Genomic DNA, 14178 nt, shown 5'->3' with positions numbered 1-14178 from the left:
CCCCCCCCCCCCCCCCCCCCCCCCCCCCCCCCCCCCCCCCCCCCCCCCCCCCCCCCCCCCCCCCCCCCCCCCCCCCCCCCCCCCCCCCCCGCCGCGTCGTACGGAACGCCTACGACCCCAGGATCGTGGTGAGGAACTCCCCGGTCCAGGCCAGCAGTTCCCGCCCGACCAGCGGCTTCCCGCCCACCCGGGCGGTCTTCGGCCGCGGGATCAGCACCTGCGAGGTGGCCGGCTTGAGTACGGCGCCCGGATAGAGCCGCTTGAGGCGCAACTCCTGCGATTCGCGCAACTCCACGGGTCCGAAGCGGATGTTGACGCCCTGGAGGGTGATGTCGCCGACCCCGCAGGCCCGCGCCAGCATCCGCAGCCCCGCCACCAGGAGCAGGTTCTCCACCGGCTCCGGCAGCTTGCCGTAGCGGTCGTGGAGCTCCTCGCGCACGGCCTTGATGTCCGCCTCGGAGTTCGCCGACGCGATGGACCGGTACGCCTGGAGGCGCAGCCGCTCGCCGGGCGCGTAGTCGTGCGGGACGTGCGCGTCGACCGGCAGTTCGATCTTGACCTCGAGCGGCGGCTCCTCCTCCACCCCGCCTTCCACGGCGGCCCGGTAGTCGGCCACGGCCTCGCCGACCATGCGGATGTAGAGGTCGAAGCCGACGCCCGCGATGTGCCCGGACTGCTCGCCGCCGAGCAGGTTGCCCGCGCCGCGGATCTCCAGGTCCTTCATCGCCACGTACATGCCGGCGCCCATCTCGGTGTGCTGGGCGATCGTCGCGAGCCGCTCGTGCGCGGTCTCGGTCAGCGGCTTCTCCGGCGGGTAGAGGAAGTACGCGTACCCGCGCTCGCGACCTCGGCCCACGCGGCCGCGCAGCTGGTGCAGCTGGGAGAGGCCGAAGTTGTCGCCGCGCTCCACGATGAGGGTGTTGGCGTTGGAGATGTCGATGCCGGACTCGACGATCGTCGTGGAGACGAGGACGTCGAACTTCTTCTCCCAGAAGTCCACGACGACCTGTTCCAGGGCCTGTTCGGACATCTGGCCGTGGGCGGTCGCGATCCGCGCCTCGGGCACGATCTCGCGCAGCTTCGCGGCCGCCCGGTCGATGGACTCGACGCGGTTGTGGATGTAGAAGCACTGGCCCTCGCGCAGCAGTTCGCGCCGGATGGCCGCGCCGATCTGCTTCTCCTCGTACGGGCCGACGAAGGTCAGCACCGGGTGGCGCTCCTCCGGCGGGGTGGTGATGGTCGACATCTCGCGGATGCCGGTCACCGCCATCTCCAGGGTGCGCGGGATCGGGGTCGCGGACATCGTCAGCACGTCGACGTTGGCGCGGAGCTTCTTGAGCTGCTCCTTGTGCTCGACGCCGAAGCGCTGCTCCTCGTCGACGATGACCAGGCCCAGGTCCTTGAACTTGGTCTCCTGCGAGAAGAGCCGGTGCGTGCCGATGACGATGTCGACCGAGCCTTCCTTCAGGCCCTCCAGGGTGGCCTTGGACTCGGTGTCCGACTGGAAGCGGGACAGCGCCTTCACGTTGACCGGGAACTGGCTGTAGCGCTCGGAGAAGGTCCCGAAGTGCTGCTGCACGAGCAGGGTGGTGGGGACGAGGACGGCGACCTGCTTGCCGTCCTGGACCGCCTTGAAGGCCGCGCGGACCGCGATCTCGGTCTTGCCGTAGCCGACGTCGCCGCAGATCAGGCGGTCCATGGGGACGGACTTCTCCATGTCCTCCTTGACCTCGGCGATGGTCGTGAGCTGGTCGGGCGTCTCCGCGTACGGGAAGGCGTCCTCCAGCTCGCGCTGCCAGGGGGTGTCGGGGCCGAAGGTGTGCCCGGGGGCCGCCATGCGGGCGCTGTAGAGCCTGATGAGGTCGGCGGCGATCTCCTTGACGGCCTTCTTCGCGCGCGCCTTGGTCTTGGTCCAGTCGGCGCCGCCGAGCCGGTGCAGGGTCGGGGCCTCGCCGCCGACGTACTTGGTGACCTGCTCGAGCTGGTCGGTGGGGATGTAGAGGCGGTCGCCGGGCTGGCCGCGCTTGGCGGGGGCGTACTCGACGAGGAGGTACTCGCGGGTGGCGCCCTGGACGGTGCGCTGGACCATCTCGATGTAGCGGCCGACGCCGTGCTGCTCGTGGACGATGTAGTCGCCGACCTCCAGGGTGAGGGGGTCGATGGACTTGCGGCGCCGGGTCGGCATCCGGCCCAGGTCCTTGGTGGCGGTGCGCTGGCCGGTCAGGTCCGTCTCGGTGAGGACGGCGATCTTGAGCGCGGGGTCGACGAACCCGTTGTCGAGGGAGCCGCACGCGACGTGGACGATCGACGGTTCCAGGGTGCGCAGATCGGCCTCGAGGCGGGCCGCGATGCCCTCGCCGCCGAGCACCTCGACGGTGCGGGCGGCCGGGCCGTGGCCCTCGGTGAGGTAGACGGTGTGCCAGCCGTCGGCGATCCAGCCCTTGGTGTCGGCGAGCGCCCGGGCGGTGTCGCCGCGGTAGGCCTCGGGGGCGTGCATGCCGAGCTTCAGGGTGTCCCCGCCGACCGCCTCGTCGGCGGCGAAGGGGGACACCGACCACCACATCATGCCCAGCTCGCGCGCGTGCTCCCGTACGTCCGCGATCCCGCGCAGCGAGGCCGCGCCGACGTCGATCGGGGCCTCGCCACCGCCGGCGGTGGCCGCCCAGGAGGCCATCAGGAACTCCTGCGAGGTCGCCACCAGGTCCGCGGCCCGGGTACGCACCCGCTCGGGGTCGCACACCACGGCCATGGACCCGGCCGGCAGGACGTCGATCAGCAGTTCCATGTCGTCGACGAGGACCGGGGCGAGGGACTCCATGCCCTCGACCGCGATCCCCTCGGCGATCTTGTTCAGCAGTTCGCCGAGCTCGGGGTGCTCCTCGGCGAGGGCCGCGGCCCGCTCCCGCACCTCGTCGGTCAGCAGCAGCTCCCGGCAGGGCGGGGCCCACAGGCCGTGCTCGGCGACCTCCAGGGACCGCTGGTCGGCGACCTTGAAGTAGCGGATCTCCTCGACCTCGTCGCCCCAGAACTCCACGCGCAGCGGGTGCTCCTCGGTGGGCGGGAACACGTCGAGGATGCCGCCGCGCACGGCGAACTCGCCGCGCTTCTCGACGAGCTCGACGCGGGCGTACGCGGCCGCGGCCAGCGCCTCGGTGACCTGCCCCAGATCGACGCTCTCGCCGTGCCGCAGGCTCACCGGGACCAGCTCGCCGAGCCCCTTGACCTGCGGCTGGAGCACGGAGCGGATCGGTGCGACGACGACGGAGACGGGCCCTGCGGCCGGGTCGTCCTTGCTCGGGTGCACGAGGCGGCGCAGTACGGCGAGCCGCCGGCCCACGGTGTCGCTGCGCGGCGAGAGCCGCTCGTGCGGAAGGGTCTCCCAGGACGGGTACTCGGCCACCTCGTCGGGCGGCAGGAACGAGCGCAGCGCGGCGGCCAGGTCCTCGGCCTCCCGCCCGGTGGCGGTGACCGCGAGCACGGTCCGCTCGGTCCTGGCGGCCAGCGCGGCGATGGCGAAGGGCCGTGCGGCCGACGGTCCGACGAGGTCCACGTGCATGCGGTTGCCGTCGCCGGCCGCGGTGACCGCCTCGGCGAGGGCCGGGTCCCGGGTGACGGCGTCGAGCAGTCCGTGCAGGCTCATGAAAGGAGGCTTCCGTCCGGTGAAGGGGCAACGCGAAGGGCCCGACACGTCTCACGGGCCGGGGCTTCCCACCCTACGACGCCGCCCCCTCACCCGCGCGAGGGATTGCGACCACTGCGGGGAGCGACCGGCCGTCCCGTCTGCCGGACCGGCCTCGAACGGCCGTCGGCCCCGGCCGGCCCGTGAGGGCTGACCGGGGCCGGCGGTCCCCCGTACGACCGCGCAGCTACTCGCTCGCGATCGCGTTCAGTACGTTCATCCGCCCTGCCCGGAAGGCCGGGACCAGCGCGGCGAACAGGCCCACGAAGGCCGACCCGGCGAAGACGCCGATGATCGTCGGCCAGGGGATCTCCAGCACCTTCAGGCCCTGGAGGGCGAGCAGCTGCTGCGCGGTGGCTCCCCAGCCCATGCCCAGGCCGAGGCCCAGGAGGGCGCCGAAGAGGGCGATGACCACCGACTCCAGGCGGATCATGCGGCGCAGCTGGCGGCGGGAGAGGCCGATGGCGCGCATCAGGCCGATCTCGCGGGTCCGCTCGACCACCGAGAGGGCGAGGGTGTTCACGACACCCAGGACCGCCACGATGATCGCGAGGGCGAGGAGCCCGTAGACCATGTTCAGCAGCTGGCCGACCTGGTCCTGGAGGTCCTTCTTGTAGTCGGTCTGGTTGCGCACCTGGTACTGCGGGTACTCGGCGAGCGCCGCCTTGACCGCCGCGTACGCGGAGTCGGCCTTGCCGTCGGCGGCCTTGGCCAGCAGCATGAAGGGCAGGGGCATTCTGTCCGCCGGGAGGTACTGCTGCGCGGTCGCGGTGCTGACGTACATCGAGCCCTTGTCGATGTTGCCCTCGTCCGAGGTGATCGCGGCGACCTTCAGCCGGGCGCTCTTGCCCTCGGCGAAGGCGACCGTCATCTCGTCGCCGACCTTGACGTGGTGCTCGTCCGCGTAGATCGAGCCGACCGACATCGCGCCGTTGCCGTACGCCGCCGCGTGCTCGCCGGCGACCATCTTGCGCCGGACGTCCTGGACGTAGGTGGGGTCGTTGACGCTCAGCTCGGCGTCCTTGGCGGAGCCGTCAGGTGCGGTGATCTTCGCCTTCACCAGCCGGTACGCGGTGACGTGGTCGAGGTCCTTGGCCGCGCGCAGCGCCTGCTCGGCCTGCGGGACGACCGGCTGCTGCGCCTGGGACTGGACGATGTAGTCCGCGCCGACCGACTTGTCGAGCTCGTCGGTGGCGGAGGCCACCATCGAGGAGCCGACCACCGACAGGCAGGCGACCAGCGCCAGTCCGATCATCAGCGCGGCGGCGGTGGCGCCGGTGCGGCGCGGGTTGCGCAGCGCGTTGCGCTCGGCGAGCCGGCCGACGGACCCGAAGGGCCGCAGGACCACGCCGGAGAGCAGCCGGACCACGCCGCCGGCGAGCAGCGGGCCGATCACGATGAAGCCGATGAGGGTGAACAGGACGCCCATGGCCAGCCAGAGCGAGCCGGGCACGGCCTGGTCGGCGGCCGCGGCGAGGAACAGGCCCGCGCCGCCGATGCCGGTCAAGGCCAGGCCCAGGGCCGCACGGACGCGGCCGGCCTTCTTGTCGCCGGGGGTGCCGGCGTCGCGCAGGGCGGCCATCGGGGAGACCTTGCCGGCCCGGCGGGCCGGGATGAACGCCGAGACGACGGTGACGATGATGCCGAGCACCAGGCCGACGACCGGGGTGGTCCAGGCGACGGTCAGGTCGTCGGTGGACAGGTGCATGCCCATCTGGCCCATGAGCTTCATCAGGCCGACGGCCAGGCCCACACCGGCGCCGACGCCGAGGAGCGAGCCGACGAGGCCGAGCAGGAGGGCCTCGACGACCACCGACTTGAGCACCTGGCCGCTGTCGGCGCCGATGGCGCGCATCAGGCCGATCTCGCGGGTGCGCTGGGCGACCAGCATCGAGAACGTGTTGAAGATCAGGAAGATTCCGACGAGGAAGGCGATCCCGGCGAAGCCGAGCATCACGTACTTCATGACGTTCAGGAAGGAGCCGACGCTCTTGCGGTTGGCGTCCGCGGCCTCCTTCGCGGTCTGCAGCTTGTACGTGTCCGCGCCGACGGCGGCCGCGACCTTCTGCTTGAGCTGCTCGTCGCTGACGCCGTCCTTGGCGGTCACGTTGACGTGCGTGAAGAGGCCGGGGGCGCCGAGCAGCTTCTCCTGCGCGGTGGCGGTGTCGAAGTAGACGATCGCGGCACCCGGGTTGGTCACGGTGAAGGTGGCGATACCGCTGATCCGGGCGCGGATGTCGCCGGTGACGGCGATGGTGCGCAGCTCGTCGCCCAGCTTGAGGTGGTGCTTCTCGGCGGTGTCGGCGTCGACCATCATCTCGGTCGGGCCGCGCGGGGCCTGGCCGGAGGTGATCTTCATCGACTTGAGCTCGTTGTCGTTCCAGTTGCCCGCGATGGTCGGGGCACCGGTGGTCGACCCCAGGTTCTCGTTCTTGGCGTTGACGACGGTGACGGACATCGAGACGACGCCGCCCTCGGCGCCCTTGACGCCTTCGGCCTTCTTGACCTGCTCGACGACCGAGGCGGGCAGCACCTCGGGCTTGCCGCGGTCCGGGATGTCCTCACCGCCCTCGGCCGCCTTCGGAGTGACCGTGACGTCGGAGTTGGTGACGGCGAACAGCTTGTCGAACGTGGTGTTCATGGTGTCCGTGAACACCAGCGTGCCGCAGACGAAGGCGACGGAGAGCAGGACGGCGACGGCGGAGAGCGCCATCCGCCCCTTGTGCGCGACGAAATTGCGCCGCGAGGTCTTCAGGACGGTGTTGCTCACGAGGTCCGCCCGCGCGCGTCGAAGTCCTTCATCCTGTCCAGGACCTGGTCGGCCGTGGGCCCGTACATCTCGTCCACGATCCGGCCGTCGGCCAGGAAGATCACGCGGTCCGCGTACGAGGCGGCCACCGGGTCGTGCGTGACCATCACGATGGTCTGGCCGAGCTCGTCCACCGAGCGGCGCAGGAAGCCGAGGACCTCGGCGCCGGCCCGGGAGTCCAGGTTTCCGGTGGGCTCGTCGCCGAAGATGATCTGCGGGCGGGCCGCGAGGGCGCGGGCGACCGCCACGCGCTGCTGCTGCCCCCCGGAGAGCTCGGTCGGGCGGTGCTTGAGGCGGCCCGCGAGGCCGACGGTCTCCACGACCCGGTTCAGCCACTCCGCGTCGGGCTTGCGGCCCGCTATGTCCATGGGGAGCGTGATGTTCTCCAGGGCGTTGAGGGTCGGCAGCAGGTTGAACGCCTGGAAGATGAAGCCGATCCGGTCGCGGCGCAGCTGCGTGAGCTTCTTGTCCTTCAGACCGGTGATCTCGGTGTCGTCCAGGTGGATCTGCCCGCTGGTCACCGTGTCGAGACCGGCGAGGCAGTGCATCAGCGTGGACTTGCCGGAGCCGGAGGGGCCCATGATCGCCGTGAACTGGCCGCGCTTGATGTCCACGTCCACCTCGTCGAGGGCGACCACGCGGGTCTCCCCGGCGCCGTAGGCCTTGACGACCTTGCGCGCCCGGGCCGCGACGGCTTCATGCCCTCCAGTACCCCCGTGCCTGGTTTCGGTCATAGCCGTTGTCACGGTGCTTCCCCTCGTTCGTTGCGTTGCTGCCCGTGTGCCGGGTCCGGCGGGTCGGCCGGGCCGGTGTGCGGTGCCGTCGTGAAGTCTGCGGGGCGGAGGCGGCCGGCGCGCTGGTGCCCATCGCCGTATCCACCGGGGGGTTAACCCCACCCCCGCTCGTATGAACCAGTTAAGGACCTCGCGGAGCCGTCCTCCTCCTCCGCCGGGACGAAAGGCCCCTGGACCCTTGTGAGGAGCAACCCCTAGGGGTTCTCCACCCTTTGGGGGATCAGCTCTGGGGGATACCGCCGGAAACCCCGTGATGAGAGGGTGTTCCCCGCAGGTACGTGCACGGTGAAAGGATCTTGGTGGGCGCGGAGGAGAGCACGGGAGAGCGCACCGGGGACGCCGCCGGGGAGGGCGGCGACGCCGCCGCCGGGCGTGCAGTTTCCGCCAGGACGGGCGAGGGCGAAGCCGGGCCGGGGGCGGGGGCAGGGGCGGGGGCAGGGCCCGGGGCGGGGGCCGGGCCAGGGGCGGGGGCAGGGCCCGGGGCGGGGGCCGGGGCCTCCGCGGCTCCCGGGAGCGGCAGCCGGGCGCCGCGCACCGCGCTCGTCACCGCCCTCATGCTGAGCATGGCCCTCGCCGCCCTCGACAGCTCCATCGTCTCCACCGCCGTCCCGCAGATCGTCGGCGACCTCGGCGGGTTCTCCGTCTTCTCCTGGCTCTTCGCCGGCTACCTGCTCGCCGTCACCGTCACCCTCCCCGTCTACGGGAAGCTTTCCGACACCTTCGGCCGCAAGCCCGTCCTGCTCTTCGGCATAGCCCTGTTCGTCGTCGGCTCGATGCTGTGCGCCCTCGCCTGGAACATGGCCGCCCTCATCGCCTTCCGCATCGTCCAGGGGCTGGGCGGCGGCGCCCTCCAGGGCACCGTGCAGACCCTGGCCGCCGACCTGTACCCGCTCAAGGACCGCCCGAGGATCCAGGCCAGGATGTCCTCGGTCTGGGCCGCCTCCGCCGTGGCCGGCCCCGCGCTCGGCGGCCTCATCGCCTCCTACGCCGACTGGCGCTGGATCTTCCTCATCAACCTGCCGCTGGGCGGCCTGGCCCTGTGGATGCTCGCCCGCCACCTCGTCGAGCCCGTACGGTCCCCCGGTCGCCGCGGCCCGATCGACTGGGCGGGCGCCCTCGGCGTCTTCGCCTGCGGCGGACTGCTGCTCTTCGCGCTGGTGCAGGGCGGGGTCGCCTGGCCCTGGCTGTCCGCGCCCTCGCTGGCGCTGCTGGGCGCGAGCGCGGTGCTGGGGGCCGTGGTCGTCCGGATCGAACGCCGAGCCGAGGAACCGATTCTCCCCGGGTGGGTCTGGCGCCGGCGCACCATCGCCGCCGTGAACCTGGCCCTCGGCGCACTCGGCCTGCTCATGGTCGCCCCGCTGGTCTTCATCCCGACGTACGCCCAGTCGGTCCTCGGCCTCGGACCTGTCAGCGCCGGGCTCGTCATGTCCGCGATGACCCTGACCTGGCCCGTGTCCGCCGCCTTCAGCCAGCACGTCTACCGGCGCATCGGCTTCCGCAACTCCGCCGTCGTCGGGATCTCGCTGGCCGCCGTGATCCTGTTCTCGTTCACGCTGCTCCCGCATCCCGCCCGGCCCTGGCAGCCCACGCTGATCATGCTGCTGCTGGGCGCGGCCCTCGGCCTCTTCCAGCTGCCGCTGATCGTCGGGGTCCAGTCCACCGTGGGCTGGTCCGAGCGGGGTACGACGACGGCCTCGGTGCTGTTCTGCCGCCAGGTCGGCCAGAGCATCGGGGCCGCCCTGCTCGGGGCCGTCGCCAACGCGACCATCGCCGCCCGGCTGGCCGACGCCCCGATGACCGGACTGCCGGACCACCTCGACGACGTCTCCAAGGCCCTCGACCGGCCCGGGCTGCTCCCGCAGGCCGCCGCCGACTACCTGCGCGCGTCGGTGGCCGCCGCCGTGGACCACATCTTCCTCGGCGCGACCGCCGCGGCGGTGGCGGCCCTGCTGGTCCTGCTCCTCGTGGCTCCGCGGCGGTTCCCGATCCTGGCGGAGCATCAGGAGAATTAGCGGCGCGCCCGGCTCCTGCTTGTCATGACCCCGGTCAACGGAGTACACCTCGAAGCCTGAATCCGAGATCCGTTCCGGGGGGACGACATGGTTTCCGCACTCTTCGCACTGGCCTTACTGGCCGCCGTGGCCGGGCCGATCGGCCTGCGGCTGCGCCGCCATCCGGGCTTCGTCACCGGCCGCGACGGCCGGCTCTCCACCTCCACCACCCTGGCGCTGGCCTGGACCGTGATCCTGGTCTGGCTGCTGCTCACCATCCTCGCGTACGGGCTCACGGCCGGCGGCGGCGCCGGCTGGTTCGCCGGGGAGCACGGCCCGCTGTCCTCCCTGACCACCGTGTACCTGCCGCTGCTCGGCGGCCCGTACCTGGCCCTGATCGCGGCGAAGACGGTCGTCGGCATCCGCGTGGAGAACGGCAGCATGGCCAAACCCGCCCCCAAGCCGACGCTCTCCGGGAAGCGGCCGCTGCGCGAGCTGATCGCGAACGACAGCGGGCGCACCGACCTGGTGGACCTCCAGTACGTGGCGCTGAGCGCGGTCACGATGCTGTACGTCGTCCTGTTCTTCCTCTCCGACGTGGGCGGCGGGCTCCCCCGCCTCCCCGCCGAGATCTGGGCGCTCACGGGCGCACCGGCCGGGGCGTACCTGGTGAACAAGATGGCCACGCGCGCGAACCCGGTGATCACGGGCGTGGCGGTGCAGGGCTCCGCCGTGCTGGTGGAGGGCGGCGGCTTCGGCCCCGAAGCCCGGGTGGAGCTCGAATCCACCGCCCTGCCGACCGAGTACGACCCGGCGACGGGCACCCTGTCCGCGCAGCTGCCGGCCGCCGCGCCCGCCGCCTTCACGGTGGTCGTCACCTCCCGCGGCCTGCGCAGCGACCCGTACCGCCACGCACCGGCGGCAGCGACACCGGCGCCGGCACCGGCACCGGTACAGCAGCCGGCGGGCTAGTCGGGTCGGGTCGGGTCACGGGAGCTTCGCGAGGAACGCCCCGATCAGCGGGGCGATCTCCGCGAGGTGGGTCTCCAGTGCGAAATGCCCCGCCCCCTCGAAAACGTGCACCTCGGCATCCGGCGCATCGCGCAGGTACGCCTTCGCCCCCGCCGGGGTGAAGAACGGGTCCCCCGCACCCCAGACGACCAGGACCGGCACCCGGGCGGCGCGCAGCCAGGCCTGCCAGGCGGGGTAGTGGGCGAAGTTCGACGCGTAGTCGAAGGCCAGGTCGGCCTGCGCGTCGGCGCGCCCCGGCAGCCCGAGGTAGTGCACGTCGAGCGTCCAGCCGTCCGGGGAGATCAGGCTCGTGTCGGCGACGCCGGTCTCGTACTGGAAGCGGGTGCCCTCCGGGGTGAACAGCCCCCGCACCCGCTCCTCGTCGCCCGGGACCTCCCGCCGCAGTCCGGCGAACGCGCGGGCGGCGTCGGAGAGTCCCTCCTCGTACGCGTTGCCGTTCTGCACGATCAGGCCCGTCACCCGTTCGGGCCGCCGCGCGGCGAGCCGCAGCCCGACGGGGGCGCCGAAGTCGAAGACGTAGAGCGCGAAACGGTCCAGCCCGAGGGCGTCGGTGAAGCCCTCCACGATGTCGGCGAGCCGGTCGAAGGTGTACGTGAACCCGTCCGGGGCCTCGGTCCGGCCGGAGCCGGGGTAGTCGGGGGCGATCAGCCGGTACGGGGTGTCGCCGAGCGCGTCCATCAGCCGGGCGAACTGGTGCGAGGAGGTGGGGAAGCCGTGCAGGAGCAGCAGGACCGGGCCGTCGGCCGGGCCGCTCTCGCGGTAGGCGACGCGGACCCCGTGCACGTCGGCGGTGCGGTGGTGGACGAGCTGCATCACATGCCTCCAGCGGCTTGGTTTCCATTAGTCTCACCGGAGATCGCTAATGGGTCAAGCGCTTCACGTACCATTAGGTGCATGACGTTTCCGCTCACCGGTGAGCCTCTCGCCCTGGACCTGCTCAACACGCGGCCCGCCGGCGCGGGCGACCTGATCGCCGGCCCGGAAGGGCTCGCGGCCTGGCTGGCCGTCCAGGAAGGCCGCCTCGGGCCGGTCGGGAAGGTCGGCCCGGCGGAGGTGGCAGCCGTGCACGCCGTACGGGAGGCGGCCGGCGCGGCACTCGCGGCGGCGCGGCGCGGCGAGCAGCCCCCGGCCGGTGCGCTGCACGCGCTGACCGAGGCCTCGGCGGCCGCCCCGGCCCACCCCGCGCTCGCCTGGACCCCGGAAACCGGCCTGACGGCCACCCCGCACCGCACGGGCGCCCCGGCCCGGCGGCTCGCGGCGCAGCTGGCGGACGCGGCGGCCGAGCTCCTGACGGACCCCCGGGTGCAGGACGTACGGGAGTGCGAGGGGGCCGACTGCGTCCTGCTGTTCCTGCCGGCGCACCCGAGGCGGCGCTGGTGCGTGGCCTCGACCTGCGGCAACCGCGCCAGGGTCGCCCGCTACTACGCCCGCCACAAGCCCTGACGGCAGCCCGGGGTCGACCGCGGTCGCCGGGCGGGCCCGGCTGCGGGCCCACGCCCGACGCCGGGCCGACAGCCCTCCCGACCCCGCTCCGGCCGTGGCTCGCGGCTGCGGCCGCCGATCAGCCCTCCGCCGGGGCCCGGCCCGTCAGGGCGGCAAGGCTCGAGCGCACGTGGTTCATGTGCGCCCGCATCTCGTCCTGCGCCTCCGCGTGCTCCCGCAGGATGCGGTCCGTCTCCCGGCCGGTCCGCTCCTCCCAGACCCGGGCCTCCGCCAGCAGCTCCGCGGCCCGCGCCTCCGCGTCCTCCTGCCCGTGCCGCGCCGACTCCTCCGCCTCCGCGTATCCGCGCCGCGCCTCCGCCAGCCGGCCCTCCGCGAACCGCTCCAGCTCCGCGTGGCGCGCCTCCTGGTCGGCCTCCCGGGCCGCCAGCTCCCGCTCCGCCGCGTCCCACCGCTCCACGTGCTCCTGCTCGCGGTCCGCGAGCAGCGCATCCGACCGGCGCCGCATCTCCGCCAGCGCCGCCTGCGCCTGCGAGCGCCACTCCGCCGCATCGTCCCTGGCCTCCGCCCGGACCGCATCGGCCTCCCGCTCCGCCCGCAGCAGCCCCTGCCGCGCCCGGACCTCCGTCTGCTCGCGCACCGCCTCCGCGTCCTGCCGCGCCAGCTCCGCCACCCGGTCCGCGTACGCCTCGGCCGCGCCCGTCGCGTCCACGGCGTCCGCCCGCGCGTCCCGGCGCACGGCGTCCGCCTCCTCCTCCACCAGCAGCAGGATCCGCCGGGCCCGCTCGCTCAGCTCGTCGTACGTCTGCGGTGCCAGCTCCGCCACCGCCTCGCGCAGCCGCCCCGCCTCCGCCTCCATCCGCTTCGCCAGGACCGTCAGCCGCGCCACCCGCTCCCACGCCTCGTCCCGGCTGCCGGAGAGCCGGGCGAGATACCGGTCGACCTCTTCCGTGCGGTAGCCGCGACCTCGTACGGTCGCGAAGCCCGGTCCGTGAGGTGACATGGGTGCAGTCATCCTGGAAGCGCCTCTCTCGGGGGGATTCCTGTCAAGGATGCGCCATTTGCTCCCAGAAGCCGGAATGGCCGGGCCGAGACCCTGTACGAGGGTCCCGGCCCGGCCATTCAACTGATCATCCGATCAGAGCAATCCGTCCCACATCTGCTCCAGGAGCACCGACCACCAGCTCTCCGGCGACGCCAGCGCCGCACTGTCGAGCCCGGCCAGATTCGTCTGGAAATCGACGGTCCAGCGCCCCGCCTGCTCCGGCGTCAGATGCTGACGCAGACGCCACATGTGACCCAGCATCGCCAGCGAACGGGCGAACTGCGGCAGGCTCGAATTCACGAACTGCGGCGGCACCGGCGCACCGCCCGGACCGGCCTCCACCGGAACCGCCACTATGTGCGCCGTCCCGTACTGCACGCACAGCGCCTTGCCGAAGTCACTGCCCACGACCAGGTACGAACCCGCATCCGACGCCGGCTGCACCTGCCGCTGCGCAGCCAGCTCCGCCAGCGTCGGCACCGGCTGACCCGGCACCGCCTGCGCCCAGAAGAACGGCCCGAAGTCCGTCGGCAGACCCGCCCACACCAGCGTCTGCGCCACGATCTCCGGCACACCCTGGCGGGACACCGCCCGCTGGTCGAAGCGGAACACACCCTGGGGACCGAACGCCCCGGCCAGCTCCGCACCGATGGCATCCAGCGGAATCGCCGGCTGGAGCGGCACCTGCTGCACCGGCGCCCGTACCGGCGCGGGGCGCGCCGGGCCGTCCGCCACCTGGTGCAGCTCACCCTGATGGGTCAGCAGATGCCGCATGCCCTGCTGACGGCCCGCATGGTCCTTGCCGTACGGGGCCACGCTCGTGATCCGGACCTGCGGCCAGGTCTCCCGGATCATCCGCGCGCAGTAACCGCCGGGCAGCTCGCACGACTCCAGCTCGGTGTGCAGTTCCAGCACCTGCTGCGGCGGCACGTTCATCGCACGCAGCTCGTGCAGGATCTGCCACTCCGGGTGCGGCGTACCCGGCGCGGAACGCCGGATGAGCTGCTGCTCGGAGCCGTCGGGCGCGCGGTAGCGGAGCACTGCCTGGTAGCCCGGGCCGACCGTGGGCACACCGGAGGGCGCCGGGGGCTGCGCCGCGGGACCGGCCTGCGGCTGCCCGGGCGGGCCGGGAGGCGCGGGCTGACCCGTCACGGCCGGACCGGCCAGCATCGTCGCGGCATGGTCGAGTCCGCCCCCGGGCGCACCGGGCGCACCGGGAGGACCGGGCGGCTGGGGTACGCCGGGACCCGCGAGCATGGTGGCGGCCTGGTGGGCCGAGCCGCCGGGAGCCCCGGGCGGACCGGGAGGCGCCGGCGGCTGCCCCGCACCCGGAGCACCGGGCGGACCGGGCGGGCCGGGGGGCGCCGGCTGACCCGTCACGGCGGGAC

At 73.0% G+C, this 14178-nt stretch carries 9 protein-coding genes; 3 read left to right on the top strand and 6 right to left on the bottom strand.

All coding sequences use genetic code 11. From position 1 onward, the window contains the following. Positions 1-109 precede the first annotated feature (109 nt). From mfd to ACZ49B_RS35235, 3 genes are all read right to left on the bottom strand, one after another. Entirely contained in the window at positions 110-3640 is a 3531-nt protein-coding gene (mfd, locus tag ACZ49B_RS35245; RefSeq protein ID WP_468314264.1) for a transcription-repair coupling factor, read from the bottom strand. Between the two features lie 226 nt (positions 3641-3866). Beyond that, a complete protein-coding gene (locus tag ACZ49B_RS35240) occupies positions 3867-6392 on the bottom strand; it encodes an ABC transporter permease (RefSeq protein WP_468314266.1) in 2526 nt (841 codons plus the stop codon). A 53-nt stretch (positions 6393-6445) separates the two neighbouring features. Continuing rightward, positions 6446-7222, bottom strand: a complete 777-nt coding sequence (locus ACZ49B_RS35235; RefSeq protein WP_369778606.1) for an ABC transporter ATP-binding protein — start codon at positions 7220-7222, stop codon at positions 6446-6448. Positions 7223-7560: 338 nt separating this feature from the next. Between ACZ49B_RS35235 and ACZ49B_RS35230 the strand changes: the two genes are divergently transcribed. Together ACZ49B_RS35230 and ACZ49B_RS35225 are read left to right on the top strand one after the other, a co-directional pair. Beyond that, positions 7561-9294, top strand: coding sequence for an MFS transporter (locus ACZ49B_RS35230; protein ID WP_468314261.1), 1734 nt, complete (start codon positions 7561-7563; stop codon positions 9292-9294). Positions 9295-9381: 87 nt separating this feature from the next. Continuing rightward, entirely contained in the window at positions 9382-10245 is an 864-nt protein-coding gene (locus ACZ49B_RS35225; RefSeq protein ID WP_468314259.1) for a hypothetical protein, read from the top strand. Between the two features lie 15 nt (positions 10246-10260). On the opposite strand, the gene ACZ49B_RS35220 is transcribed toward ACZ49B_RS35225, so the two are convergent. Then, positions 10261-11118, bottom strand: a complete 858-nt coding sequence (locus tag ACZ49B_RS35220; RefSeq protein ID WP_468314256.1) for an alpha/beta fold hydrolase — start codon at positions 11116-11118, stop codon at positions 10261-10263. Positions 11119-11199: 81 nt separating this feature from the next. Between ACZ49B_RS35220 and ACZ49B_RS35215 the strand changes: the two genes are divergently transcribed. After that, positions 11200-11748 (top strand): CGNR zinc finger domain-containing protein, encoded by a 549-nt coding sequence (locus tag ACZ49B_RS35215; RefSeq protein WP_468314253.1) that lies wholly within the window; start codon positions 11200-11202, stop codon positions 11746-11748. 118 nt (positions 11749-11866) lie between these two features. On the opposite strand, the gene ACZ49B_RS35210 is transcribed toward ACZ49B_RS35215, so the two are convergent. Together ACZ49B_RS35210 and ACZ49B_RS35205 are read right to left on the bottom strand one after the other, a co-directional pair. After that, positions 11867-12748 carry a cellulose-binding protein gene (locus tag ACZ49B_RS35210; protein WP_468314251.1) on the bottom strand — a complete coding sequence of 294 codons (882 nt, stop codon included), beginning with the start codon at positions 12746-12748 and terminating at the stop codon, positions 11867-11869. Positions 12749-12883: 135 nt separating this feature from the next. Continuing rightward, on the bottom strand, positions 12884-14178 hold a 1295-nt coding region (locus ACZ49B_RS35205), incomplete at its 5' end, for an SUKH-4 family immunity protein (protein ID WP_468314249.1).

It is taken from the genome of Streptomyces sp. NPDC031132 (assembly GCF_055570595.1).
This window is presented reverse-complemented; position numbering and strand designations above follow the sequence as displayed.

Excerpts from the sequence above, each read along its gene's own strand:
- mfd (WP_468314264.1), bottom strand. The coding sequence starts at position 3,640 with ATGAGCCTGCACGGACTGCTCGACGCCGTCACCCGGGACCCGGCCCTC.
- ACZ49B_RS35240 (WP_468314266.1), bottom strand. The coding sequence starts at position 6,392 with ATGGCGCTCTCCGCCGTCGCCGTCCTGCTCTCCGTCGCCTTCGTCTGC.
- ACZ49B_RS35235 (WP_369778606.1), bottom strand. The coding sequence starts at position 7,222 with ATGACCGAAACCAGGCACGGGGGTACTGGAGGGCATGAAGCCGTCGCG.
- ACZ49B_RS35225 (WP_468314259.1), top strand. The coding sequence starts at position 9,382 with ATGGTTTCCGCACTCTTCGCACTGGCCTTACTGGCCGCCGTGGCCGGG.
- ACZ49B_RS35220 (WP_468314256.1), bottom strand. The coding sequence starts at position 11,118 with ATGCAGCTCGTCCACCACCGCACCGCCGACGTGCACGGGGTCCGCGTC.
- ACZ49B_RS35215 (WP_468314253.1), top strand. The coding sequence starts at position 11,200 with ATGACGTTTCCGCTCACCGGTGAGCCTCTCGCCCTGGACCTGCTCAAC.
- ACZ49B_RS35210 (WP_468314251.1), bottom strand. The coding sequence starts at position 12,748 with ATGTCACCTCACGGACCGGGCTTCGCGACCGTACGAGGTCGCGGCTAC.